Source organism: Paraburkholderia fungorum, assembly GCF_003610895.1.
In the GTDB taxonomy this organism is placed as follows: Bacteria; Pseudomonadota; Gammaproteobacteria; order Burkholderiales; family Burkholderiaceae; genus Paraburkholderia; species Paraburkholderia fungorum_B.
Genome location: NZ_MCAS01000003.1, coordinates 119,717 through 145,988 on the forward strand (window position 1 = coordinate 119,717; position 26,272 = coordinate 145,988).

20 protein-coding genes are annotated in these 26,272 nt (G+C 58.7%); 18 read left to right on the forward strand and 2 right to left on the reverse strand.

The window, feature by feature from the left end; all coding sequences use genetic code 11:
* The first annotated feature begins 1,235 nt into the window (after positions 1-1,235).
* The 8 genes from BCY88_RS04575 to BCY88_RS04610 all read left to right on the forward strand — a co-directional run bounded on the left by BCY88_RS04575 (position 1,236) and on the right by BCY88_RS04610 (position 11,795).
* The gene (locus tag BCY88_RS04575) at positions 1,236-2,261 is read left to right on the forward strand and encodes an AraC family transcriptional regulator (protein ID WP_120343101.1); all 1,026 of its coding nucleotides are present in this window, start codon (positions 1,236-1,238) and stop codon (positions 2,259-2,261) included.
* Between the two features lie 795 nt (positions 2,262-3,056).
* Positions 3,057-4,241, forward strand: a complete 1,185-nt coding sequence (locus tag BCY88_RS04580) for a fimbrial protein (protein ID WP_183081275.1) — start codon at positions 3,057-3,059, stop codon at positions 4,239-4,241.
* Positions 4,242-4,435: 194 nt separating this feature from the next.
* On the forward strand, positions 4,436-4,975 hold the full coding sequence (locus BCY88_RS04585) for a fimbrial protein (RefSeq protein ID WP_120343103.1): 540 nt from the start codon (positions 4,436-4,438) through the stop codon (positions 4,973-4,975).
* Between the two features lie 108 nt (positions 4,976-5,083).
* On the forward strand, positions 5,084-5,863 hold the full coding sequence (locus BCY88_RS04590; protein ID WP_120343104.1) for a fimbrial biogenesis chaperone: 780 nt from the start codon (positions 5,084-5,086) through the stop codon (positions 5,861-5,863).
* Between the two features lie 140 nt (positions 5,864-6,003).
* Entirely contained in the window at positions 6,004-8,685 is a 2,682-nt protein-coding gene (locus BCY88_RS04595) for a fimbria/pilus outer membrane usher protein (protein WP_120343105.1), read from the forward strand.
* 85 nt (positions 8,686-8,770) lie between these two features.
* A complete protein-coding gene (locus BCY88_RS04600; protein ID WP_183081276.1) occupies positions 8,771-9,505 on the forward strand; it encodes a fimbrial biogenesis chaperone in 735 nt (244 codons plus the stop codon).
* 253 nt (positions 9,506-9,758) lie between these two features.
* Positions 9,759-10,403, forward strand: coding sequence for a response regulator (locus BCY88_RS04605; protein WP_120343107.1), 645 nt, complete (start codon positions 9,759-9,761; stop codon positions 10,401-10,403).
* A gap of 207 nt (positions 10,404-10,610) precedes the next feature.
* On the forward strand, positions 10,611-11,795 hold the full coding sequence (locus BCY88_RS04610; protein ID WP_183081277.1) for an EAL domain-containing response regulator: 1,185 nt from the start codon (positions 10,611-10,613) through the stop codon (positions 11,793-11,795).
* A 31-nt stretch (positions 11,796-11,826) separates the two neighbouring features.
* Here BCY88_RS04610 and BCY88_RS04615 read toward each other — a convergent pair whose 3' ends face one another.
* A complete protein-coding gene (locus tag BCY88_RS04615; protein ID WP_120343109.1) occupies positions 11,827-12,729 on the reverse strand; it encodes a LysR family transcriptional regulator in 903 nt (300 codons plus the stop codon).
* A gap of 132 nt (positions 12,730-12,861) precedes the next feature.
* Here BCY88_RS04615 and BCY88_RS04620 point away from each other — a divergent pair, with 132 nt between their 5' ends.
* The 7 genes from BCY88_RS04620 to maiA all read left to right on the forward strand — a co-directional run bounded on the left by BCY88_RS04620 (position 12,862) and on the right by maiA (position 18,474).
* Positions 12,862-13,848: a 2Fe-2S iron-sulfur cluster-binding protein gene (locus tag BCY88_RS04620; RefSeq protein ID WP_120343110.1), complete on the forward strand. Its 987-nt coding sequence runs from the start codon at positions 12,862-12,864 to the stop codon at positions 13,846-13,848.
* Between the two features lie 40 nt (positions 13,849-13,888).
* Complete coding sequence (locus tag BCY88_RS04625; protein ID WP_120343111.1) at positions 13,889-15,145, forward strand: aromatic ring-hydroxylating dioxygenase subunit alpha; 1,257 nt, start codon at positions 13,889-13,891, stop codon at positions 15,143-15,145.
* 1 nt (position 15,146) lies between these two features.
* Positions 15,147-15,620 (forward strand): aromatic-ring-hydroxylating dioxygenase subunit beta, encoded by a 474-nt coding sequence (locus tag BCY88_RS04630; RefSeq protein ID WP_120343112.1) that lies wholly within the window; start codon positions 15,147-15,149, stop codon positions 15,618-15,620.
* 8 nt (positions 15,621-15,628) lie between these two features.
* Entirely contained in the window at positions 15,629-15,940 is a 312-nt protein-coding gene (locus BCY88_RS04635) for a non-heme iron oxygenase ferredoxin subunit (RefSeq protein ID WP_120343113.1), read from the forward strand.
* A gap of 34 nt (positions 15,941-15,974) precedes the next feature.
* The gene (gene gtdA / locus BCY88_RS04640; RefSeq protein WP_120343114.1) at positions 15,975-17,021 is read left to right on the forward strand and encodes a gentisate 1,2-dioxygenase; all 1,047 of its coding nucleotides are present in this window, start codon (positions 15,975-15,977) and stop codon (positions 17,019-17,021) included.
* Positions 17,022-17,115: 94 nt separating this feature from the next.
* Positions 17,116-17,814, forward strand: a complete 699-nt coding sequence (locus BCY88_RS04645) for a fumarylacetoacetate hydrolase family protein (RefSeq protein WP_120343115.1) — start codon at positions 17,116-17,118, stop codon at positions 17,812-17,814.
* Between the two features lie 15 nt (positions 17,815-17,829).
* The gene (maiA, locus tag BCY88_RS04650; RefSeq protein ID WP_120343116.1) at positions 17,830-18,474 is read left to right on the forward strand and encodes a maleylacetoacetate isomerase; all 645 of its coding nucleotides are present in this window, start codon (positions 17,830-17,832) and stop codon (positions 18,472-18,474) included.
* Positions 18,475-18,575: 101 nt separating this feature from the next.
* Here the strand turns inward: maiA and BCY88_RS40680 are convergent, their stop codons facing one another.
* On the reverse strand, positions 18,576-20,153 hold the full coding sequence (locus BCY88_RS40680; RefSeq protein ID WP_147408498.1) for a methyl-accepting chemotaxis protein: 1,578 nt from the start codon (positions 20,151-20,153) through the stop codon (positions 18,576-18,578).
* A gap of 637 nt (positions 20,154-20,790) precedes the next feature.
* Here BCY88_RS40680 and BCY88_RS04660 point away from each other — a divergent pair.
* The 3 genes from BCY88_RS04660 (at position 20,791) to BCY88_RS04665 (ending at position 26,206) form a co-directional block, all read left to right on the forward strand.
* A complete protein-coding gene (locus tag BCY88_RS04660; protein ID WP_120343118.1) occupies positions 20,791-22,392 on the forward strand; it encodes a methyl-accepting chemotaxis protein in 1,602 nt (533 codons plus the stop codon).
* 94 nt (positions 22,393-22,486) lie between these two features.
* Positions 22,487-22,651, forward strand: a complete 165-nt coding sequence (locus BCY88_RS39780) for a hypothetical protein (protein WP_183081278.1) — start codon at positions 22,487-22,489, stop codon at positions 22,649-22,651.
* A 135-nt stretch (positions 22,652-22,786) separates the two neighbouring features.
* Entirely contained in the window at positions 22,787-26,206 is a 3,420-nt protein-coding gene (locus BCY88_RS04665) for a hybrid sensor histidine kinase/response regulator (protein WP_120343119.1), read from the forward strand.
* Positions 26,207-26,272 lie beyond the last annotated feature (66 nt).

Sequence of the window (26,272 nt, forward strand, 5' to 3'; positions counted from 1 at the left end):
ACTCACACAACACTTCGGCACCGGCAGCGCGTGGCATGGTCGAAGGACGAGCGGATGGGGCGGCGATCGAGGGGTTGCGCCTGTCGGCGATCTTGCCGGACACGACGACGAGGCCGGCGTTGACTTTGCGGTTCGCTCCGGAGAAGCGCGGCACGACGATGCCGGTTTCCCTCCGCGCGGTGCCAACTAGAAAAAAAACAGGCCTCTGCGCGATTTCTAAAGATTTTACTATTGAGCGGCAGGTGCTCTTACTTGAGAATCAGCTTCGCAGTAGCGCTCGGTAGGCGTCACTCGGTAGGCGTCATATACCGACCTATGTGTGCGACCGGTTAGCGTTGGCGAGTTTGAGCTCTTAGGTTCTAGTGTAGGCCCTCGAAGTAGCTAGGACCTTTAAGGCGTCACGGAAACGTGACGTCTTTTTTTTGAACGCGTCCGGATGAAAACGTTTACGGCGGGCATGGGGCTGCGTTTTGTCCGCTGCCTTGCCACGTTCAAGCCAGTTTTCTGGAAGCTTCGGCGGTTATCGGGCTGGAGTGCACGTCATGCCTGGGGGATGCGTGATTTTGCTGGACACCGTTCGGCAAAGTCGCCGTGAGCAAGCTAGCTTGTCCGTCCGCTGGAATCGTGCTTCCAGTGCCCGGTTCGAGAATGCTGCCGGAGCTGGCAAGGCAGAGCCAGGCGGATTGCTCGTGTGCATGGAGATCGACTTCCTGCAGCCAGTTGGCTCCGCATACGCGACAACGGAATCGGCTGACGAGAATAGGGCTGCGAAGCATCGGCCGCAGTTTTCGCGGCTTTCCCGTGCGATCGAACGTTGAAGGCGGGGAGACGGTGCCTCCTTGTCTGACCAACCGCTGGCACGAGTCACAAAATTGCATCGCCGGGAAACTCTGATGGAAACGCGCCAGATGTTAGCACGCAGATAAGCGTCCGGTTCCTGCCTGGACGATATCGTTCAATGCCGTGCGTACCCGGAATGAAGAGGGGGCTGTCAAGCGCGGACGCCTGAACTGCTCGTCCACGGAAGCGGCCTCAGCTGGTCGCTGAGTTCAATCATCGATCGCGGAAGAACAGATGCTGGCTCCTGTCGGAAAAATTGCATTGACCCCGCCCGCTGCGGACGTGCCGGCGTGTTCATTCCTGTTTCCATCGCAAGTGCAGGCGATTCAATCACCATCAGATGCCGTCAGCGTCATGTCTCGAAACGGACTCCGAAACAACGAGGGGCTGGCGCAATGAAGGGTATCCGGACTGAAGTCATTGCGGCAAATGACCCCGAAGAAGCTGTTGAACGGCTCTCACCCATCTTCGGGAGTGTAGCTGTCGTACCCAACGCCGCAGGTGAATTCGATTTCAGACTTGTGGCCAATTTTGCCGAAGGGATGGCTGCGCATCGGCTCACGACAACAAGCGGCGGCACGGTCACGTTTCACGAGCCCTTTGATGGCTATCTGCTTGCGATTGTCGACAGCGGTGGACTCGCAGTCGACCTGAAGCATGCGCAATTCGAGTGCCTGAGTCGCGGTTGTCTGATGCTGGACCCCACGGAAGTCAGGCGTTGGCGCTGGCAGCCAGGCAGCTGCGAGATGCTGCTCATCGGCACCACGGAATTCAATCAACGGCTCGTCTCGTTGCTCGATTGCCCGATACCGACTCGCGCGAGGTTCGAGGCAGGTGTTCCCGGGGATTCCCATGGCGTTTCGATCGCGCGCGGCATCGCCGATCTGGTACGACGTTGTGCTGCGAGCGAGACGGCTGATATTCCCGGGGCGCGACAGACTATTCGTTGTCTGCGCGATGCGCTCACAACCGCGTTACTGTTCCAGATCCCCAATAACTACTCGCGCTTACTGAGCGGGCGACCGCCAGGACTGTCGCCTCGCCACGTGAGCCGTGCCGTCGATTTCATTCATGCTCATGCCGGCGAAGCAATTTCTGTCGAGGATATCGCAAAGGCGGCAAGCACCAGTATCCGATCGCTCCAGACTGGCTTTGCAGACAGCAAGGGGATGTCCCCCATGGCCTATCTGAAAGGGGTGCGCCTTGCAAAAGTGCGGGAGGATCTGCTCGCGACACAGCATGACGTTTCCATCGCGGCGGTTGCCAGACGCTGGGGCTTCTCGCACATGGGCCTGTTCGCCAAGGCGTATGGCGAAGCGTTCGGCGAACTGCCTTCGATGACGCGGAAACGCTTCATGTTGGGAGTCGAAGGGAATGTGTCGGTCCGTATGATCGACAGGACCTCGCAGACCGAGTCCTGATAGCACGTTCTTTTACGTCAATTTCAGTGTGATCCCGCGTGCGCGCGGGTCTCCTTTCGGGAAAGCGTCATGAGCTCGGATCCGGGAGTTGACGGGGGCGTCCGGGTGGCACCGCGCCGGAATAACGTCTATTAACCTAAACGTGTGGAATCGCTAATAACGGCAGAATGCCATCTCTATTGAGTAAGGGCATTCAGCGGTTTGCCAGTTCACCATGCATCTTGAATTGAGAGATAAATTATTGCTCACTATGAGTTGACTCGACTGGATTGTCGAGGCAATTGAATTTGTTAAATTGTTTTAACAAATTTTCGTATCGTAAATGGATAAATTGCACGAGATATCTTCTCTGGCCGGGGCGGAAAATGTAGCTTATAAATGAGAATGATTTAACGAAAAAACCGGCCAGGAGCGGGTTTGTGCGATACGGACAGGAGTTGTGCACTTAAATTTTTGAGTCGAATTTTGCTCAACCTATCAGAGCATTAAAAACATCTTCTTCAGCAAATGGACGAATTACGATTTCCCGGCGGGAGTCGAATCCGTATTATTCGTTTCTGAGAACTGCTTATGTCGATGTTTTCATATCTTCAGAATTTAAAAACAGAGTCTGGTGAAAACAGGATCGGCGGCAAGCACGGTCAATTTTAAAGGTTTCATGGTATGGATTTGACTAATTACTGGTATTCGCCAGTCCGCTTTGTCAAGCTTATTTTTGCGATTGCCCTATTTGTATTTGGAAGCACCAATGCGCGGGCCGTTTGTGCGGAGTCGGGGTACGGGCCCGGGGATGGTTTGTGGTACCCAGCGCAGAACTATCCGATTGGGCCGGCGAGCGTGTCGGTCTATCCGCAGAAGTTCATGCCCGTGGGAACGGTGTTGTTCGACCAGATCTATCCCATGGGCTATCTGCTGGGGAACCCCGAGGCGGTCCTCGCCAAATGCACCGATACGGCAAGCGCGGCGACGGTCTCGGCTGCGTTGCGGCTGGACGATACCTACCAGTACGGAAGCTTCCTCGTTGGGTCGACCAAATACTATTTCACGCAGTATGTGTATCCGGCACTGGCGCCTGCCACGATGCACACGACCGTCGGGTACAAATTGTATGGCGTGATGGCCGATGGATCGCAGAAGGAACTGGTGTTTAACGATAGTGGTGCGCCTTCGAACACGGCCGTGGTGTTCCGGTCGTCAGGTGGGTATGAGCGTTCCACACGTGCCGACCGCATCACCTATCCCTATGTCGTCAAGGCGAAACACTTTCCCAGTGTCAGGCTCGTCATGGTCCGTTCGCCTTACGACGACAACAACTTCTGTTGCGTGAGTGACGGCTATATCGGCCGCATTGGCATCGCGCATACCGACTACGGCGGCGGCAGTACCGACGCGACGTATGGCTACATCAAGTTCGGCAACTATCAACCGTCCGCCGGGCCGGCGTGCGGGGTGGTCAATGTTCCGCGTACGGTCGATCTGGGCGCTCATCCGATATCGGCGATATCCGGCGGTGCCGCGCCTTGGATTTCGTTTGCCGTCACCTACGAGTGTACGGACAGGAATTCACCCGTCGGCACGCTGCGCATTGGATTCGAACCGCAAAACAAGGCAAACCTTGTTGCGAGCAACTACGGGTATCTCACATCGGACGCGGTGACAGCGGCGGCTTCCGGGGTCGGCATTGTCTATCGCCGTCAAGGGGAAACCGGTCGCCGGTTCTGGATTCAGAACTCCGGATGTCAGGGGAGCAGTTCGGCTGCGCAGAATAATTCGAACTGCTATGCGGCTCGATCGCAGACCCAGGCACAGGGCTGGTATCAGGTCAGACCGGCGGGCACCAGTCATGCGGCGACGTTTGGATATACCGACTACACGGAACCCTTCGAAGCGCGTCTGGAAATGCTCCCGAATACATCGGCAAGTGGTGTGACCGCAGGCAAGGTTTCGGCGAACGTCAACGTCCTGGTCAACCAGCCCTAGAGCAGCATCAGGGCGCGTTGCAGGGGAAAGGATTGCAATCGAGGCGTGCGCGCCATGCGGATGCCCCGATTGAGAAAGAGCAGTTCGCCGCATGGGTTCATGGGCGATCGCGTGGAGTGACTGCGCGAGATATCGGCGAATCCGGTATCTGGCGTAGTCAGATGATCAATAGCAGATTTGTTTGAGGATGCATCATGTTGAAGAAGCTCGCAGTGGTTGTTGCAGTATCGGGTCTGGTTGCAGTGCCGGGGCTTGCTCAAGCCCAGAGCAGCACGATCACGTTCAATGGCGAAGTGGTTGCCACGACTTGCGATCCCGCGGTGACGGGGGGTAACTACACCGTCACGCTGGATCAGGTTGCACAAAGCAAGCTGAGCGCGGCGGCGGGGCAGTACGGCGCGCTGAGCGTGCCCTTCTCGATCCAGGTGCTGAATTGCCCGGTGGGCGTCACGAAGGTTGGCGCGGTGCTCAACTCGAGCACGTACGACGCGACGACGGGCAACCTGATTGATCCGACCACGTACGGCACCGACGCAGTCCAGATCCAGGTCATGGACGGCGCGAGTAGCGGCAAGCAGGTGGTCGTCGGGGCAGCAACTCCGGTGTCGTACGCGACGGTGTCGAGCGGCGCAGCCACCATTCCGATGGCGGCGTACTACTACGTGAAGAACACGGCAGGCGTCAAGGTCGGCCCGATCAAGACCACCGCGGTCTACGCCTTGCGTACCCAGTAACGGCGGGTTGACCGTTGGGACATGAAGCAGGTGTCCCAACGGCTCCTGCAGGGGGCTTATGGTCTTCAGTCATTGAAGATCCGCAATTGAAATAATTAAGGTATCCAGATGTTATTTTCTCGGCGCATGTATTCCATCGGAGTACGTTTGCCTGCTGTCTTGCTGTCTCTTCTCATGATCGGCACAAGTGCCGAAGCCGGGGTCGTGATGCATGGGACGCGGGTCATCTATCCGGCGGAACAGAATTTTGTGACGGTCAGGCTGGCCAATCAGGACAAAGCGCCCCATCTGGTTCAAACGTGGGTCGACGATGGCAAGGGAGCGCCTGCCGAAGACGCAGCTGGCGCACCGTTTGTCGTGATGCCGCCGCTGTTCCGGATTGCTGCCGAGGGGCAGCAGTCTGTGCGCGTGATGTTTAGTCCGAACGCGGAGCTGCCCACGGATCGCGAGTCGCTCTACTGGTTCAATTTTCTTCAGATCCCCCCCGACGACAGGGCGGAACAGAAAGAAGGGACAGCCCGGATTGCGATCTCTTTCCTCAATCAGGTCAAGCTGCTTTACCGTCCTCCGGGCATCAAGGGTGCGGTGGGCGACCTGCCGGATCACCTTGAATTTCGCCTGAATCGCGTGGGGAAAGGTTGGCAGATTACAGCGAAGAATCCAACCGGGTTCTACGCAACGTTTCAGGACAGCGCGCGAATTCGATCCGGTGCTGAGGCGTTACCAATCGACTTCGGCGGCGAGGTGACGCTGGCGCCTTTCTCTTCGATCACATGGCGGGTGGCGAGTGAAAAGACCACGATTGCGTCACCCACTATCGAATTCTCGCTCATCGACGATTCGAGCAATCTCAGGTCGGTTCGCCGGCCCGTCGAGACGCTTCGATAGATGCGGATTCAGGCGGTCACGCTCAAGGCCGTAGTGATCACAAACAACTCGGGTTAATCAGAGACCTCAAGCAGTCCGATGGGTCTCTGTTGGATCGGCTCGTCCGCCAGAAGCGGCGGCAGCCATGAAAGGGACTTCGTATGTCGGTTGTTGGCTTGAGAAAAAACGGGAGGGAGCGTCGAGGCTATGCCCTGAACCCTTATACGGCTATCGCACACGCCTGCCTGCTGTTTGCCGCGTTTGCAACGCAGACACCGTACGCGCTCGGCGCCGCACAGGACGACAATGCCGACGCTGTCAAAGGTGGCGACGCGCGTGCGCCGATTACGTTCAATGGCGCGTTTCTACGCGGCGCGAACGCGGCGAATCTCGATCTTTCGGTATTCGAAGGAGATGGAAATGTTCCACCGGGCCGATACGACGTGGATATCTACGTGAACGGCACATTTCTGAGGACCGCGCCGCTGGTATTCCGTCGTTCGGAGGGGCGCGTCTCGGCCTGTCTGACAAGACAGCTGATTGTCGATGCAAACGTGCTTGAGGATGCCATCTCCATGCCATGGTCAGACGAGAGCTGCAGCTCGATCGAAGCCGCGGTCAAAGGCGCAACCGAGTCGTTCGATTTGTCCCGCATGCGTTTGGACCTGACTATCGCGCAGGCTTCGCTGCGAAGGATCCCGCAGGGTTATGTTCCGCCATCGGCCTGGAATGGCGGTGAACCGACAGGTTTCGTCAACTACTCGGGAAGCTACTACAGCAATTCTTATCGAGGCGCGAACTATTCACTCAATTCCACCTACTTCAACTTGCAGAATGGCCTGAATGTCGGGCTTTGGCAGCTGCGCAATTCTTCAAGCGTGCGATATTCGCGCAGCGGGGGCACGGAGTTCAGTTACGGCAATACGTTTGCCCGGCGAGTGCTCCCGGAATGGCGATCGCAGTTGATTGTTGGAGAGACCTCGACGAGCGGGACACTCTTTGACGCGATCAGCTTTCGAGGCGCGAGCATATCCAGCGACGAACGGATGTTGTCGCCAAACCGGCAAGGCTATGCACCCGTCGTGCGCGGCGTTGCGTACAGCAACGCCCGGGTTGTTATCCGCCAGGCGTCGGCCATCGTGTACGAGACCTCTGTTCCACCGGGCCAGTTCGTTCTCGACGATCTCTATCCTTCGCTCAATTCCGGTGACCTCACCGTCGAGGTGACGGAGGCGGACGGGAGCGTGCGCAGCTTCGTCGTGCCGTTTTCGGCGGTCAGCGCGTCTTTGCGTCCGGGCTTGTCGCGCTATGCAGCGACCTTGGGGCGCACGCACGCGTCTTATACCGGAGTGAACGACGTGTGGTTCGGCGAGGCCACTTACGAACGCGGTGTCAGCAACGCATTGACACTCAACGCCGGTGCGCAGCTCGCCGGCAATGACTATGTGTCGATGGCGGCGGGTGGCGTACTGGCGACACGCGCGGGTGCGCTCGGTGCGGGCGTCAATTTTTCGCACGTGCGTGTTGGCGGTTTGCCGGCGACAGGCTGGCAAGTCAAGGCTTCGTACAATACCGTGCTCTCGTCGACAGGCACGAACGTGACACTGGCGGGATACCGCTATTCGACCTCAGGCTACCGGTCGCTCGCCGACACGCTGGCGCAGGGAGCGGTTCCGTACTATCTGGACGATACGGGCAATCAGATTCGCTCCAGCACGTTCCGGCAGAAAAACCGTTTCGATCTGTTGCTGAGCCAGCAGTTGGGGGGCTATGGTTCTCTCTACGCTAGCGCGGTTCGACAGGACTATTACGACAACTACAGTCCTGGCACCCAGTTTCAGATCGGCTACCAGAATTCACTGGGACGGGTGAGTTATAACCTCAATCTTTCGCGGCAGTCCTATGCGACGATAAACGGCGCAGGCCGTGCGCAAACGGTTGCGATGCTGTCGTTCTCGATTCCTCTGGACATCGGCGGCCGCGGCGCCACCTTGACATCGGGCGTGAGCCGCTACAGCGATCAGGGCAGTGTCATTCAGTCGAGCCTGATCGGAACCGCCGGCACGAACGACGAATACTCGTACAGCCTGAATGCGTCGCGCGACACGGGTTACCACACGACCAGCGCAGGTGCCACCGTGGGGCGCAATACGTCGATAGGTGCCTTTGGGCTGGGCTACACGTACGGATCTGATTCATCGGCTTTTTCGGCGTATGCACGCGGTTCACTGGTTGCCCATCGTGGCGGACTCCTGCTCGGTCCATACGTTGGCGACACGTTCGGCATTGTGGAGGCGGATGGCGCAGCCGGCGCGAGATTGACGAACGCGGCGGGCGTGGCGCTCAACGGTGCCGGCTACGGGATCATTCCAGCACTTGCGCCATACCGGTATAACACGGTCACGCTGGACCCAGTCGGCATGCAAGGCAACGTCGAACTGGAGGAGACGCAAAAGCGCGTCGCACCGTACGCCGGTGCAATTCCAAAGATCCAGTTCAGAACCCGTACCGGCTATCCGGTTCTGTTCGACGTCAAACTCGAGGGGGGCAGGCGGCTGCCGATCGGCGTGAGGGTGATGGACGAGCAAGGCAAGGAGGTCGGTGTGGTGGGCCAGGGCAGCCGTCTCTATGCGCGGGTGAAAAGCACGAGCGGTGTTCTCTCGATTGCGCTGGGGCAGACTGCAAAGCGATGTCTGCTGTCCTACGACATTTCAGACCAGGATTTGCGCAAGACGCTGATTCGCGCCAGCGTCGTTTGTAAGGCGGCAGACGCGCAGGCCGGTACGGTGGCATCGCAATCCGCGTCTTCGGACAGGCTTGCGCTGTCCAAGCCGAGCATGTGAGGCGGCAAACGTGACAGTTCTTTCGAATCTGCGCAAAGCGCCGGGACCCCGCGGCAACGCCTTCATGCCGGCGCTGTGTGCGGCGGTGCTTCTGCTCGACGGTTTGACGGCGCAAGGCGTTGCCGCGCAGGCCGGAGCAGGCCTGACCATCAGCGCCACGCGTCTCATATTCCCGTCGGCCTCGCGCGAAGCCTCGCTACAGGTTTACAACGAGAACACCTATCCGGTCATGGTGCAGGCGTGGGTGGACGCGGGCGATATTGCAGCCGATCCCGCGACAATTGACGCGCCGTTCGTTATCCTGCCGCCGTTGATACGGTTACAGCCGAATGAAGCCAGAGCGTTGCGTGTCGTCTATTCCCAGCAATCGCTTCCTCTCGATCGGGAGTCGATCTTCTGGTTCAACGCGCAAATGATTCCGCCTCAGGTCGATCACCGAAGCAGCAATGTGCTGGACGTATCGGTGAGAATCAGGCAGAAAATTTTCTTCCGCCCACAGCAGCTGGTACGCGGTTCCGCGGAGTGGATCGAAAACCTGGACTGCAGGCCGTCCAGACAATCTGATGTCGTGATTGTCCGGTGCCGGAATCCGACTCCGTACTTCGCGACAGTCGACCGTCTTGGCGTGGTGCAGGAGGACGGTTTGTTTTCCGCGCCCGGCGATATGCTCGCTCCGTTCGGCGACATGGAGTTTCGCCTGGCAAAAGAACGCGCGGCAAACAATCCTGATCGCTCGGCCCTGGCGCCCACGAGTAAGTTGAGCATTGCTGTCATTGGCGATGAAGGGTACGTGGTGACGTTGACGAAGGATCTGCCGTGATTCGCCTGCGCTCGCATCAAAGCCGGTTCATTGGGATTTCTCCGGGTGCCCGCAGAACGATAGCGAGAATGAGGAAGAGGACGAGGGCACTAAAGGATCGAGTAACAGTGGCCGTAAACAAGGAGAGATCGAGTCGTTAGCGAGAATTGTGCGACGAGGAATCAGGATTTTTGATGTTGGCGGAATCGCGATAAGGTAGTTCAACTACGATAGATCGCGGGTCTTCTCTTGCAGGTTGAATTGATTCTTGGATATGAAGAAGATAACGGTATCGATTGCAGATGACCATCCCATAGCGATCCAGGCGGTTAGTTCATTGGTGACCCAGGTTCCTGGTCTTACAGTCGTTCACGAGTGTCTGTCTGGCGTGGATCTGCTGCAGAAACTGGCGCAGACGCCTACGGACATCGTGGTGACCGACTTCAGCATGAGTCGGGACGATCTTTCGATAGATGGCTTCGTGCTGCTGCGCAGGATCCGGGAGTGTGCACCTGCCTGCGGCATTGTTCTGTTCACCGCCCAGAAGAACCCAGGCATCCTGCGACGAGCATTGAGGCAATCGGTCAATGCCGTGGTTTGCAAGGAGGACGAGCTTAGCGAGGTGATACAGGCCTGCATCTTTGTTCAGCGAGGCAGCGGACAGTTTTGCTCACCCGTGGCGAAAGCAATGCTGGATCAAGCCGACGGCGGCATGATGCACAAAGGTGAACAGCTGACACGCAAGGAACTCGATGTCCTGAGACTTTATGCGGCCGGGCATTCGCTGGTGCAGATCGCAGATCAGTTGGGCCGGGCGGTCAGCACAATATCAACGCAAAAGTATACCGCGATGAGGAAGCTTCACCTTACTTCGAACACCGAACTCATTCGCTATGCCTTCGAGACGGGCTTGATCTGAAGCCGATTTTTCCAATGGAGGATATTCGCTACCGCGATCATCAGCGCGTGGCGTCACTGAAGCAGAGTGCGGATCGATCGCACGCAGCGCAAATTGATCAGAGTGAATATGACCGGAATCGCCACGTTCAGCGAGGACTCAAGGGCACCGCATGCGGGTTGGGCCTGCGATAATCAAAGCCGCGTCAGCACGTCAAAGGAAGCAAAAATGAAGCTTGAAGACGTGCGTGTGCTTGTCGTCGAGAACGAGAGCACGCAACGCGAATTGATAAGGTACAAACTACAGCAGGTTGGCGTATCGGAAGTTCGGGAAGCGCAAAACGGAATGGAAGCGCTTTCACTTCTCCACGACAATGACTTCGATATTCTGATCACGGATCTCGCAATGCCGGAAATGGATGGTATGCGGCTGATGCGCCATCTTCGGAACAAACATTCGCGTCCGCGAATACTCGTGGTCGGCTGCGACGATGCGGCGCTGCTACGCGCGGTAAAGAAATTCGCGCGGGAAGTGAATCTGAATATCCACGACTGCGTACCAAAGCCGCTTAAGGATTTTGAGCTGATTGACGTTTTAACCGCCGCCTTGCGCGACACGCAGGTGCTTGCGCCGGACGATGAACCGGCGAACCGGATTTCCATCAATGTGAAAGAAGCATTGGGCGAGGGCCAGTTTTACGCGGTGTACCAGCCGAAGATGTCGGTTGTGACGAATATGATGATTGGTGTCGAGGCACTCGCACGCGTGCGTGACCACCGTCACGGGGAGATCGCGCCAGCCACCTTTCTACCGCAGGTGATCGAGCAGGGGCAGATCGGGGCACTGACATACGGCATTCTCCATCATGCGGCCAAGGGGCAGGCGCAATGGGCGGAACACGGCCACGACATCGCCATTTCCGTTAATGTCCCTGCGTCCGTCATTGAAGACGAGCATGCTGTCGAGCAACTCATCAATGCGGTCCGGTCCGCGGGCGGCCGACCGGCAGGCGTGACACTGGAGATCACGGAGACGGGGCCCGTCGCCGACATGGGAGCCTTCTTCTACGGTGCTGCCCAGATTCGCATGGCCGGTTTTGGCATGGCCATTGACGATTTCGGAATCGGATACAACTCATTGGAAATGCTTGTGAACGGTCCGTTCACTGAGCTGAAGATCGACCGCTCATTTGTCCACGATGCAGCGAGATCCGGTGAGATCCGTGCCGCATTGGATTTTTGCGCCCGGATCGGAAAGCGCCTCGGCATGACGGTGACCGCAGAGGGTGTGGAGTCGATGGCAGATCTGGCGCAGGCCTGTAGAGCGGGCTGCGATCTCGTGCAGGGCTTTCTCGTCGGCAGGCCGGTAAGCGCGGCAAACATCCCCGCTCTCGCCCAGCGCAAGCTGTGGTAGATCCGTTTGGAATCCGTCGCGCGAGCGGCACCTACTGCGAGAACGTGTCGAACACCAGTTGCCTTAACCACTGATTGCCTGGTTCGCGATGGTTCCTCGCGTGCCAGAGGATATTGATCGAGATATCGGGAATCTTGATCGGGCAAGGGGCGGTATCGAGTCCGAAGGGTGTCAGCGTTCGTTCCGCATAGGCTTGTGGAACGACCGCGATAAGGTCGGTCGTCTGGAGAATGTGTCCGACCGCGACGAAATGGGGTACCCGCAAACGAACGTGACGCGCGACGCCCGCACGTTGGATCGCGGTATCGACCATGCCGTGACCGGTGCCTTCGGCGACGATCGAAACATGCTCTGCCTTACTGAATGCCGCCGTCGTGATGCCGGCTTTGGCGAGTGGATGGCCCTTGCGGAACAGGCAGACATAGCGCTGCCTGAACAGGCGGCGTTGAAAAAAACCCGTGGTGAGGTCCGGCAGGAAACCGATGGCAAGGTCGACGTGACTATTTTCCATTTCCTCGCGCAGCGTGTCCGCCTGATTGCGTACCGTGCTGACGGTGACGCCCGGCGCGACCTGCGCGAGTTTCTTCATGATTGCGGGAAGAAAGTAGATTTCCCCGATATCCGTCATCGCAACGGTAAATGCGCGCGTGCTCGACGCGGGTTCGAAGTGCGACGTTGCGTTGAGCGAGTTGTATATCGCGCCAAGGGCATAGCCAATGGGTTCGGCAAGCGTTTGCGCGAAGGGCGTGGGTATCATGCCTTTCGATGTTCTAAGGAACAGTTCATCCCCGAGCAGCTTTCTTAGCCGGTTGAGTGCATTACTGATGGCCGGCTGCGTGATGCCCAACGTATTCGCCACGGCCGAGACGCGGCGTTGGCGCAGCAATTCGTTGAATACGACCAGCAAATTCAGATCGATGTCCTGGAGTTCCATGCGCGTCCCCGTCTCTGCCCGACAGCATTATCACTGTCAGTGATGTGACGTATCAAGGTATTTCTATTTATCAATAGCGATGCCGGCGGCATCATGGGCGCATCAATCGACTGGCCGGGAGGCACGGGTGCCATGGAAGTATCAGTTCTGCCACTGCGGCGCACGCTTGATGTACGTGCCGGCGAGAATCTGCTGGACGTGTTGCGTGCGAACCGGTTACCCATTTCATACAGTTGCCAGGCAGGCCGCTGCGGCACGTGCCGTTGCCGCGTGGTATCGGGCAATGTGCACGTGAGCGGTGCAGCCGAGCTCAATTCACCCGCATCGCCCGGCCAATCCATCCTGGCCTGTCAAACCACGCTCATCGAGGATTGCGCGATCGAGCTGCCCGAGATGGACGAGATCGTGGTGCATCCGGCGAAGATCCTGAAGACGACGATCGTCGGCATCGAAGACATGACGCACGATATCAAGCGCGTTCGCGTCGCGTTGCCGAAACCATTCGAATTTTCACCGGGCCAGTATGCGACGCTGCAGTTCACGCCACGTCATATTCGTCCGTATTCGATGGCGGTCACGCCGAACGCCGACGAGGTCGAATATCACATCCGGCTCGTGCCCGGCGGGCGCGTGACGTCATATATCGCGACGCAGATGAAGCTCGGCGACGCGGTGCGCGTCAGTGGCCCGCTCGGCACGGCTTATCTGCGCCGCAAGACGGCCGATCCGGTGATCTGTATCGCCGGCGGTACCGGTCTCGCGCCGATTCTTTCGATTCTGAGAGGCATGGCCGAACAAGGGATGACCAATCCCGTGCATGTCTATTTCGGCGTGCGTTCGCCGCCTGACGTGTATGGCATTGATTGGCTGGACGAACTGAAAGAGCGGCTGCCGAACCTGACCGTACACGTCGTGGTCGCGTCGGCAGGCAACGGAGGACCATACCGCACCGGCGTGGTGACCCAGGCCGTCAGCGAGGACTGGGCGAATCTGAAGGGCTGGCGGGCTTATCTGGCGGGCGCGCCGGTGATGGTCGAGGCTGCATCCATCCTGTTGCGCCAGAAAGGCGTGCTTGCCGCACAGATCTACGCCGATGCCTTTTACGCAAGCGGCGTGTGACGAAGTCCACGTCCCATGAATCCAGATCAGGAGACAACGCATGAATGAGGCGCCGATCATATTCAGGAAGCCCGAGTGGAAGGGCGAGGGTTCGAGCAGGATTCCGTTCTCGGCCTATACCGACGACGATATCTACCGTCGCGAACTCGAGCGTTTTTTCTACGCGAGCCATTGGTGTTACGTCGGCCTCGAAGCCGAAATTCCAAACCCAGGCGATTTCAAACGCACGGTGGTTGGGGAGCGTTCGGTAATCGTCGCACGCACGAACGATGGGCAGATCAGTGTCGTCGAGAACGTTTGCGCGCACCGCGGTGTTCGCTTTTGCCGGGAAAAATTCGGCAATCGCAAAGACTTCACGTGCCCTTATCACCAGTGGAACTACGACCTGAAGGGTAATCTCGTCGGAGTGCCGTTTCGCCGGGGCGTCAAGCTCGACGGCAAGGTGAATGGCGGCATGCCCGCGGACTTCGATCCCAAAGAGCACGGACTGACCAGACTGAATGTCGCCACACGAAACGGCGTCGTCTTTGCGTCGTTCGATCATGACATGCCGTCACTGGAAGACTACCTGGGGTCCACGATCCTGGGTTATTTCGATCGTGTATTCGACGGCCGCAAGCTGACGATACTCGGCTACAGCCGCCAGCGTATTCCGGGCAACTGGAAGCTGATGCAGGAGAATATCAAGGATCCTTATCACCCTGGTTTGCTGCATACGTGGTTCGTGACCTTCGGCCTCTGGCGCGCCGACAACAAATCCGAACTGAAAATGGACGAGCACTTTCGCCATGCCGCGATGATCTCGACGCGCGGCGCCGCCGGCAAGGGCGACGTGACGAGCGGCGTGTCCAGCTTCAAGGAGCAGATGACGCTGCACGACGATCGCTTTCTGGATGTGGTCAAGGAGGCGTGGTGGGGCACGCCGACGGCCGTCATGATGACCGTCTTTCCGAGCGTCGTCATCCAGCAGCAGGTCAACTCGGTGTCCACGCGCCACATCCAGCCAAACGGTCACGGCTCGTTCGATTTCGTATGGACGCACTTCGGGTTCGAGGACGACGGCGAGGACATGACGCGCCGCCGGTTGCGGCAGGCCAATCTCTTCGGCCCCGCGGGTTTCGTGTCGGCGGACGACGGCGAGGTCATCGAGTTCTCACAAGAGGGATTCGAACAGAAGCCGTTTCATCGGACGATCGCCGAACTGGGCGGGCGCGAGATTGCCGATGCGGACCATATGGTGACCGAAACGCTGATTCGCGGCATGTACGACTATTGGCGCCGTGTCATGGAGATCTGAGATGCTCGACTTCAATACCTACCAGCAAGTACTCGCCCTCTATGCGGACTATACGTCGGCGCTCGACAACAACGAATGGGAGAAGTGGCCCGGCTTCTTCGTCGAGGATTGCACCTACCGGGTGCAGCCGCGCGAGAACTACGATCGCGGTCTTCCATTGGCGACGTTGTCGTTCGAAAGCCAGGGCATGTTGAAGGACCGTGTCTACGGGATGACGGAAACGATTTTCCACGATCCGTACTATCAACGGCACGTTGTCGGTGCGCCACGCATTGTCGGTATCGACAGCGATCGTATCGAGGCCGAGGCGAACTACGCCGTATTTCGCACCAAGCCGGACGAGATGTCGTCTGTATTCAACGTCGGCCGCTATATCGACACGATTCGCCGAACCGGCGAAGGGTTGAAGTTTGCATCGAAGCTGTGCGTGTTCGACAGCGAAATGATCCCGAATTCGCTTATTTATCCGATTTGAGGTCCGCCATGGAAAAGCAATGGATGAAAGTAATCGAGTGGGCCGCCGTACCGCGCGACGACGTCGTGGCAGTCGAAGCGGGCGGACGTGAGCTGGCCATCTATGGTGTGGACGGTGAAGTGTTCGCGACCGACAACATCTGCACGCACGGGCATGCCAGGTTGTGCGACGGTTTCCTTGAAGGTCACGAAATCGAATGTCCGCTGCATCAGGGACGGTTCGACGTTCGCAACGGCCGTGCGATGTGCGAGCCGCTTACCGCGGACATCCGGATCTACCCCGTGAAGATCGAGGACGGCAGCGTGTTCGTCGAAATCTGAAGCGCTTCAGGCTGGCCAACGAAAGGAGACGGACATGACAGGCAATTCGCTGCACGACCAGCGTTCGGCCTATTACGGGCAACTCACGGAGCAGCGCCTCGCGCCGCTCTGGGAATCACTGCACAACCTCGTACCGAAAGCGCCGCGGCCGCAAGCCGTGCCGGCTATCTGGAAGTACGCGCAGATTCGCGATCTCGTCATGCAGGCCGGTTCGCTCATCAGCGCGCAAGAGGCGGTCAGGCGCGTGCTTATTCTGCAGAACCCCGGCTTGCCGGGAAAGTCCGCGATCACGCCGGCGCTCTATGCCGGTTTGCAACTGATCCTGCCGGGCGAGATCGCACCGAGCCACCGGCATACGCAATCGGCGCTGCGCTTTATCGTGGAAGGGCGCAGCGCATGGACAGCGGTCAATGGCGAACGCACGACGATGCATCCGGGCGATTTCATCATCACGCCGTCCTGGACCTGGCACGACCACGGCAATCCCTCTGTGGAGGAGGGAGGGGAACCGGTAGTGTGGCTGGACGGCCTCGATATTCCGTTGATCGCGTCCCTCGACGCGGGTTTTGCGGAGAATTATCCGGAATCGATGCAACCGGTACTGCGTCCCGAAGGCGACAGCTTTGCCCGCTTCGGCCACAACATGGTGCCGGTTCGGCATCGCGTGACCGATCCGACTTCGCCTGTCTTCAGCTATCCGTATGAACGAAGCCGCGAGGCGCTCGACGCCCTGTACCACAACGGCGAACCCGACGAATGGGATGGCGTGAAACTGCGCTACGTGAATCCCACCACGGGCGGCTGGCCGATGCCGACCATCGCGACATTCATGCAGTTCCTGCCTGCGGGCTTCGCCGGAAAGACGTATCGCAGCACAGACGCCACCATCTACTGCGTCGTGGAAGGTCGCGGGAGCGTGCGTATCGGCGACAGCGAATTCACGTTCGAGCCGCACGATGTGTTCGTGGTGCCTGGGTGGCAGCCCGTCAGCCTCGCGGCACAGGCGGATAGCGTGCTCTTCAGCTATTCGGACCGCCCGGTGTTGTCCGCCCTGAACCTGTTGCGCGAAGAACGCACGTGATGCACATAAAACAATTATCGGCAACGAGCCGGGTTGGACGAAGCTGTCCACTGTTCGCTGCCCGCCATTTACACTGACAAAGAGGCCCACCAGCATGGCATTCGTATTTCCCCCCGCTCCACAGGTCGCCGTTCCCGTCGTCGGCAGCGACGACAGCTTCGCCGTTCGCCGCGTCTATTGCGTCGGCCGAAACTATGCGGCTCACGCACGCGAGATGGGTTTCGATCCCGATCGCGATCCGCCCTTTTTCTTTTGCAAGCCGGCCGACGCGGTGGTGCCGGTCGCCTACGGCGAAACCCTCGAACTCAAGTATCCGTCGCAAACAGCCGATTACCAATATGAGGCCGAACTCGTCGCGGTGATCGGCAAGAGCGGGGCCGACATTCCGGTGAACGAAGCACTCGATCATGTGTGGGGCTACGCCGTGGGTCTCGACATGACCCGTCGTGATCTGCAGATGAAAATGCGTGAAATGGGGCGGCCATGGGAAATCGGCAAGGCATTCGACCGCTCCGCGCCGATCGGACCGATTCATCGTGCGAGCGACGTCGGTCACTTCGAGCAGGGCGGTTTGTGGTTTAGCGTAAACGGCGTCTCGAAGCAAAGGAGCGACGTATCACATCTGATCTGGTCGGTCGCGGAGACGGTCGCGGATCTGTCGAAGTTCTTCCGGCTCGAACCCGGTGATGTGATCTATACAGGCACACCCGAGGGCGTTGGTCCGGTGAAAGGGGGCGATCATCTGATCGCCGGCGTCGAGCGCCTTGGCGAGCTGAGCGCGCGAGTGGTCTGATGCGGAGTAAATGCGATGCGACTGTACGGTTTCTTCAATAGTTCGACTTCCTATCGTGTGCGGATTGCACTCGGGTTGAAAGGGCTGCCGCACGATTACACACCGGTGAATATTCGAACCGGCGAGCATCGGGATGCGGCGTACGTCGATTGGATCAACCCTTCGTCGACCGTTCCCGCACTGGTGGACGGCGATCTCAACCTGGGGCAGTCACTCGCGATTATCGACTACCTCGATTCGCGCTATCCCACCCCTTGCCTGATCCCCACTGAGCCGGAGTTGCGTGCTCGCGTGCTCGAGCTGTCGTACCTGATCTCGTGCGACCTGCATCCTCTCAACAACCTCAGGGTTCTGCGCTATCTGGACACGGTTCTTGAGGTGACGCCCGAGCAGAAAGACGCGTGGTACAGGCATTGGGTCGCGGAAGGGATGGCCGGCGTGGAGCGCTTGCTTGCGCGGTACGGCCAGGGTCCATGGTGCTTTGGCGAGGTGCCGACGCTCGCGGACTGCTGCCTTGTGCCGCAGATCGCGAATGCGCAGCGAATGGGCTGCGATCTCAACGACTATCCGTTGAGCCTCGCCGTCTATCGACACGCCAGCTTGCATCCTGCGTTCGATGCGGCGCAGCCGACACGTCAGCCGGACTACGCGCTGGCGTGATGTTGATGTGATGTCTGGCACGATGCAGCGGTCGACGTGACTACCGACACCGCTGCGTCCAGTCCTGCCGTTAATCTCAAGGTGTACAAAACACTTCCCGCTCACAATCGCAACATACGTGAGGCCGACGTTTTCGCATCACCAACCTTGAACACCGAAACCGCGTCCTTCAGCCTCGCAGCCTGCGCTTCCAGCGACTGGGCCGCCGCAGCGGCCTGCTCGACCAGCGCGGCGTTTTGCTGGGTCACTTCATCCATCTGAATGACTGCCTGATTGACCTGTTCAACGCCACGGCTTTGCTCCTCCGAGGCCGCGGCGATTTCACCCACGATGTCGGCGACCTGCCTGATTGCCAGCTTGACCCGCCCCATGGTCGCGCCCACCTCTATCGCCTGTCTCGAACCGTCCTCGATCATGCCCACGGACGAGCCGATCAGTTCCTTGATCTCCTTTGCCGCGGCGGCGGAGCGTTGCGCCAGACTGCGGACCTCGCTGGCGACCACGGCAAAACCTCGCCCCAGGTCGCCAGCGCGGGCAGCTTCCACGGTGGCGTTGAGCGCGAGAATATTGGTCTGGAACGCAATGCCTTCAATCAGACCGGTGATTTCGGAAATCCGGAACGAACTATCGCTGATCTTTCCGATGGTGCCGACCATGGTCTGAACGGCGTCATTGCCCGCATGAGTCATATCGGTCGCGTTCTTCGCCAGCAGATTGGCCTGATTTGCGTTATCGGCGTTCTGCTTCACTGTTCCGGTCAACTGGGCCATGCTGGCGGCGGTCTGCTCAAGCGAGGCCGCCTGCTCTTCGGTGCGAGCCGAGAGATCGGTATTGCCGCTCGCGATCTCCCCGGACGCCACGGAGACGGATTCGGCTGAACCCAGGGCGGTGCGAAGCACCTCGGAGATTCGCTGCAGTAGTGAGTTGAAGGCGGCCGCTGTGTGGCCAATTTCGTCCATCCGCCCGGTTGTAACGGTTTGCGTCAGGTCGAGCGAGGTGTTCACGCTTCGCAGCGTATTCTGGATGGCGAAGAGGCTTGCCTTGACGCCGAGCACGACACGCAGCGAGAACACGCCAACAATCAGTATGACAATGCTGACGCTGATCAACAGACCCCAAAGCGCCGTAGTGAAGGCGCGATGGTTTTCCTGCCGGAGGTCGTCGCCCAGCTTGACGTTCCAGTCAATTTGCGTGGTAAGGTCGGCAACCAGTTTCCTCACAACGCGACCGATACCGCGATCGCCGACCAGTAGGGCGCCGGCGCCGGCGATGTCGCCCGCGGTCGATTTCTCAAGAAATGCAGGAAGTTCCGCTCTGAGGCCGGCGATGTTTGACTTGGCGGTGTTCGTCAATTCCTGATCTCTCGCGTCGGAAATATCGTTCTTGTTGTAGAGTTCGACCAGTTCGACGAGCTTGTTCAGCGCGTCCGAGATGCCTGTTTCCAGTTCGCGGCGGCGCGCCGCGTCTGCCGCCAGGACGTGGCGATACAGAAGGGCGCGCAACTCGTTCGATTGCGTGATGATCTTATCGAGATCCTTGATACTCGGAATGGTGTTGTACTGCACGTACTCAAAGCGATCGTGCGAGCGTGACAATAGAAAGACAGCCGCTGAAGCGGTGGTGATGAGGGCTAGCATCAATGTGCCCAGCGTCAGGAACAGTCGCTTGGTTATAGTCAATTTTTATCTACCTTGGTTCGTACGGTGTCGGTGAATGCCGCTCGGGAATTGGCAACCCTCGCTAAGTCGTGCATCGACACGCGCGCCCATAACCTGAGTAGCAAGGCGAATAAATATGCGTCTAATTGACTGCTTCTGCGCTCTGGAGATATTTCGGTGATTTACCGGAAGAGGCTGGGTTTATGCCGCCGACGGCGCGTGCCTCACCACCCAGGTTGTAATTGTGCTGTCACACAGGCAGGGCATCGTATCGAACGTTTGTACCGAATGGTTACTTCTTTGCCTGCGGGCGTGCTGCGGTTGCCGTCATAGTCACGACAGATTGGACCGCGACCGACGCCTGAGCCTTGAGCAGGGGCGATTCATGCGCAGTTGCGCGGCCTGCTCCTGAAGATTTTCAGACCAGCGCTCTCCTGTCTGTACAGTTAGGCAATCTAATTTTTCGTTTTCGATAGAAAAATACAATATCGCGCAAACCTCTCCGTGTCTCCCACGAAGAGAGTGGGTCACCCTTCAGCGATTCATTGCCGGGCCGTAATCCCGGGTGGACGGGCTCAAACTATCGCCCCAGAAATTCCGAACGGCCCGGACCATCCTCGCACCCTCGCATACGCAGGGTGGCAACCAGAGCTGAAATATGAATATCGAACGTTTGACAGTAAAGGCAAAACTCTTTGTCGCTTTTGGCGTACTCGCCACCATCGTATTGATCCTGTCGGGCATATCGCTGAAAGAACTAAACGACGCCAACGATCGCTTTTCTGGCTATGTCAAGGGCATCAGCGAGCGCGGTGACATGTCCGAGTCCATTCGAGCCGCGGCGTCCGATCGCGCCATAGCCGTGCGAAACCTCGTGCTGGTCACTTCGCCCGCCAACGTCGAAATCGAGAAAACCGCCGTCAACGATGCCGATAAACGGATGCAGAGCGATCTGGAGAAATTCCGGGCGATGGTGGCCAACGGGGCCGACGTGGGCGACAACGAACGTAATCTCGCCGCCGAAATCTCGCGAATCGAAGCGCTCTATCGTCCTGTGGCGCTGGATATCGACAGGCTTGCCATCAACAATCAGCGCGACGCGGCGATTGCGGAGATTGAAACGCAATGCAGACCACTCCTTTCTTCGCTGATCAAGGCGACTAGCGACTATCGGGACTTTACCCAGCAGCGTGCAGAGCAGGTTGTCCAGAACTCGTCGGATCAGTTTGCGAGCCGGCGCCAGCTGCTGGTTGGCATTTGTCTTGCTGCTGTCGCGACGGCGGCGATAGCCGGCGTGATCATTACGCGGGACTTGTTGCGCGCGCTGGGCGCCGAGCCGGCCGTACTGGGCGAAGTGACGCAGCGTGTGGCCGCCGGCGATCTGAGTCCGGTTCCGGGTGCGGGGAATGCGCCCGCGGGCAGCGTGCTGGCGTCAATGGGCGACATGCAGGCAAGTCTCGTTGGCCTGGTCGATCAGGTTCGGACAGCGGCTGAAAGCATTGCCACCGGCTCCCGCCAGATTGCGTCTGGAAACGTGGACCTCTCATCCCGTACCGAGCAGCAGGCTTCGTCACTTCAGGAAACTGCGTCGAGTATGGATGAGCTGACGTCGACGGTGAAGCAGAACGCCGAGAACGCGCAGCAGGCGAGTTTGCTCTCGGCCAATGCGTACGAGGTGACACTCAAGGGCAGTGCGGTAGTCGGTCAGGTGGTCGGCACGATGAGCGAGATCAGTGCGAGCTCCGTCAGGATCGCGGATATCACGGGGGTCATTGAAGGGATCGCGTTCCAGACCAACATTCTTGCGCTGAACGCCGCAGTGGAGGCGGCCCGTGCAGGCGAGGAGGGTCGCGGGTTCGCAGTGGTCGCAAGCGAGGTGCGCAGCCTCGCGCAGCGTTCGTCGAGTGCGGCAAAGGAAATCAAGGAACTGATCGACGCGTCGGTGCGCAAGATCATGGACGGATCGTCGCTCGCGAATGAAGCTGGGAAGACGATATCGGAAGCCACCCAGGCTGTGGCGCGCGTGACAGACATCATGGGTGAAATCGCTTCGGCATCGACTGAGCAGAGCCGGGGCATCGAGCAGGTCAATCAGGCTATCACGCAGATGGACGAAGTCACCCAGCAGAACGCCGCCCTGGTGGAGCAGGCGGCGGCCGCGTCGAAATCACTCGAAGATCAGGGGCGCCAATTGAATCAGGCTATTTCGTTCTTTCGTCTGAATGAGCAGAGCGGATCGCATGCCAGCCGGGCGGTATAGGCGTGTCTTTGAAGTCGCGCGCCGGTGTTTGAGCGTGCTTGCCGGTACCGGGCGGTACGCAACAGGAGCGGCGGGTCGTGCGCAGCTTGCGTAAATGGACGATTTACTATTTTCCGTGCTGAATTACGTCAGTAGTATCGACTTTCTCAATGAACCATTGCCTGCTCAATCGGGCATCGAGTATCGCGGGCTGGAGCATGATGGAATCCGTAGTGAGTTCGGCCTGTTCGGATTTTCGATCGACCTTGTCAGCCCGTAAGCACAATATCGACGCAGAGGTATGCGGCGACAGAGGGGGTATTCCACATCGAGTACTGAGCTCATGCGCCATGTCTATGAAACAGATCTGATTCACGGATGAGGAAGGCAGAGTACATACCACGAGTGGACGGCAATGATTTTCGATAGGAATCACGAGGCACAGCAGAATGCCTTTGACGCATTAACAGCCACGGTCCGGCGGGAGCGTCTGTTTTTCTATTGGGGACTTTGCCTTGTCATCGTCGGCGTTTTGAGCGTCGCGATACTGGCGACCTACCTCGCCATGCATGCGGAAGTCGAGCGGAGATCAGAGCAGATCGAACGATACGCGTCGGAGATGGGCCGGGTCGTCGAAGGCAGTGAGGTGCTCGCCCGGCGCATGAATCATACGGTCAAGTACTATTTTTCGAATGCGGGAGGATGGGAAACCGGGCGCTTCGGCGATGTAATCAGAACATTGGGCAAGTCGGACGAAGCGCAAGGGCGTCCCGCATTCAAGGCCGAACCTTTCCTGATCGTGCTGCCTCAGGAAGGGCGCAAGGACTTGCGAGCCAGCTGGGAAGCCGAGGCCAATGCGCTCGCAAACATCGCGGCAAGCGGCATGTCCACGTTGGATTCGATGAAAATCAGGCGGCGTGCCTATGTAGTTGGACTCAATCGCGACTATGCCGTGCTCTTTCCAGCGGTGAATGATCAGCGGCCAGGCGACGCGCAGCGAATCGGTTCATTGGCTCTGGTGCAGATGTTGCGTGAAAAGGGAGTTGGTAGAGAAAAGATCGCGGGGGTAAGGGAAGCAGCGGAAGCAGCAGAAACAGCGGAAGGCATACGCTGGAATTACTCGTCGGGCGACAAAGACCATGCTGAGAGCGTACTGAGTTGCGTTGGCATGGTTGAGGTAGCGGGGAAAGGACTCGTGCTGTTCGGTTCGGACTTGCCTGCCAGGTCTCTCCTCGCGGGAATCCGGCGCGAGGATACGTATGGTGCGCTGGGACTGTACAGTTCGACCGCACTCCTGATCGACCGCAGCGCTGCCGGCGCGTGGTTTGAACGGGGGGCGGTGCTGGCGCTGCGCCAGCCGGACGAGACCGGGGCGCGCTTGACGCGAGACGGGCTGTATCTCATCGAACCAGTCGGCGAACATTTCGGCCATCTGGTCTATGGCATGAGCTATGTCGAACTTCTCAAGGCGACGGCGCAGCCAATTGGCTGGATATGGGCACTCGGAGCCGCCTTTCTTTTTGCGTTGCTCGCAGTGGTTTATCAGTGGAACAAGCGGGTTCTCGCAAGAGGCCACCTGGCTTCAAGACGCGCTATCGAACACGAGATACAGAACCACGTGCTGGTGAGCGAAATGCCGATGGGCTTGCTCATTATTCGTGCCGCTGACTATTCGGTGATGCGGGCGAACCGGTTGGCGGTGTCGCTTCTCGATATGCGCGCACCCATAAAACTGCCGTCGGCTATCGAAATGGCGTTCCGCGCGCGCTGGGCGGATTGCGGGCCGGCCGGTTCGGAGATTGTGCGCTTCACGATGGACTTGAGCGACGAGGCCCGGGGCAAGCCGTTCTTTCTTCACATTGCCTGCGCACCCGTTACTTATAGCGCAGAGGCGGTGCTGATATGCGCGGTCAGCGACATAACGGTGCAGAAGCTCGCCGAACTCGAATCCAGGAAGGCGCGCGAAGAATCGGACCGGCTGCTTCGGGCGAGATCGAACTTCTTTGCGTCGGTGAGTCACGAAATCAAGACTCCATTGAGTGTGATTCTCGGAAACGTCGATCTGCTTCCCGTCGGGAAATTGGGCGACGCTGAAGCAGAGCGGCTCAAAGCTGTCCATACGGGGGCGAAAGCACTGCGGCGGATTGTGACCGATATTCTCGATCTGTCGAGAGTCGAAGCGGGCGTGATGAAACTGGTGGAATCCAGGTTTTATGCTCTCCAATGCGTGGAAGGTGTGGTGCGAGGGTATGTGGAACGTGCGATCTCCCGGCACATTGATTTCCACATCTTCCAGGATCCGGCGATGGCGCGGCATGCCTTGATTGGCGACCCGAGCAGAATCGCCCAGATCCTCGACAACCTGCTCGACAACGCGTTCAAGTTCACGAACGCAGGGGGCGTGACGGTCAGGAGTTCTCTCGTACTGGAAACGCCGGCATGCGCGACCTTGTTGCTGGAAGTGAGCGACTCCGGCGGTGGGATGGATGAGCAACTGGTCGAACGCATCTTCACGCCATTTGCACAGGCGGACGGCGAAAACCGGCGATATGCCGGAACGGGGTTGGGGCTATCGATTTGCGCGACGCTTTGCAAGTTGATGGGCGGCACCGTTACCGTGAAGAGCATCCTTCATGTGGGTTCGGTTTTCACCGTGCGCCTGCCTCTGGCCGTCGCGCCGGGCCACGCTGTTGCGACAAACGGGATGATGGGCAATGCCCTGATTGTGACCGAGATGATCGAGTACGGTGAATGTCTGCAGGCATGGCTCACCGACTGGGGATGGCGTGCTTCGATTCGGGAGGGGGCGGCGTCCGCGCTTGAAACACGGGACGCGATGGCCGATGTGATCGTGTTGACGGAAAGCAATGCGGGTTGCGCTCTCGAGATTTCGAACCGGACCCAGGTGCCCGTTGTCCTGGTCGCGCGGGTGGCGGTGGAACGTCCCGTACGTCTTGCCGAGCGTGTGATCGAAGTGAGCGCCTTCAACACCGAGGCGCTCAAGGAGGCGTTGCAGCTGGCCATCAGCCGGACTTCGGCAGAGGAGATTCCGGCCGTGCCCGTTGCCGGCGAAGAGACCGGCGTCGTCTTGTCTTCCAGCCGCGACCAGGGTGAGACACTGACTGTGCTCGTCGTGGACGACAGCAAGTTGAACCGGGAGTTGTTGGTCGATCAGGTCAGGTCGCTCGGATATGGTGTACTAAGCGCGACGTGCGGCGCGGAGGCCGTAGTGATGCTGCACCACAACCCTGTTGATATTGTGCTGACCGATCTGGATCTGCCCGGTATGAGCGGGGTCGAGCTGCTTGACGTCGTACGCGAGGAAAGTCCGGCGATCCCGGTGATAGCCGTGAGCGCCAATGACTTTGATAGCGAAGTGGAGACGCGGCTCGCTCAGGGTTTCTTCGACTATGTCGCCAAACCGGTCAGTCTCGAAAGGCTATCGCGTGTGCTGGTGAGGTGCCATGCGCCACATCCCGAGGAAGAGTTCGCCGACGATCGCTGGACTCAGGAAACCGTGTCCATGGACCCCGCGGGGAGAGAAGCGCTGGCCGCCAGGTTTCAGGCGCACTCGAAAGAAGAGCTCGACGAGTTGCAACGGCTGATGTTGAACCGGGATATCCGTGCGCTCGAACGGTGGATGCACCGGATGCGAGGCGCGCTACTCCTGATAGGACATCCGGCTCTCGCCGATCGATGTCTTGAGCTCGAACTGGCCTGCACGGGGGCAAGCGAGTGGTGCGACGACTGGCGCACCGTCGTGGATGACATTGAAGCGCATATCGCCGCGTTATGTTTGAGCGACATGGCCGATTTGCGAGGATTGCATGAATAGCGCCGCGACTGCTTTCTTCGGCTATTGAGCTGGAACGATCCTTCGTTCACCGTTTCCATGAGTTCT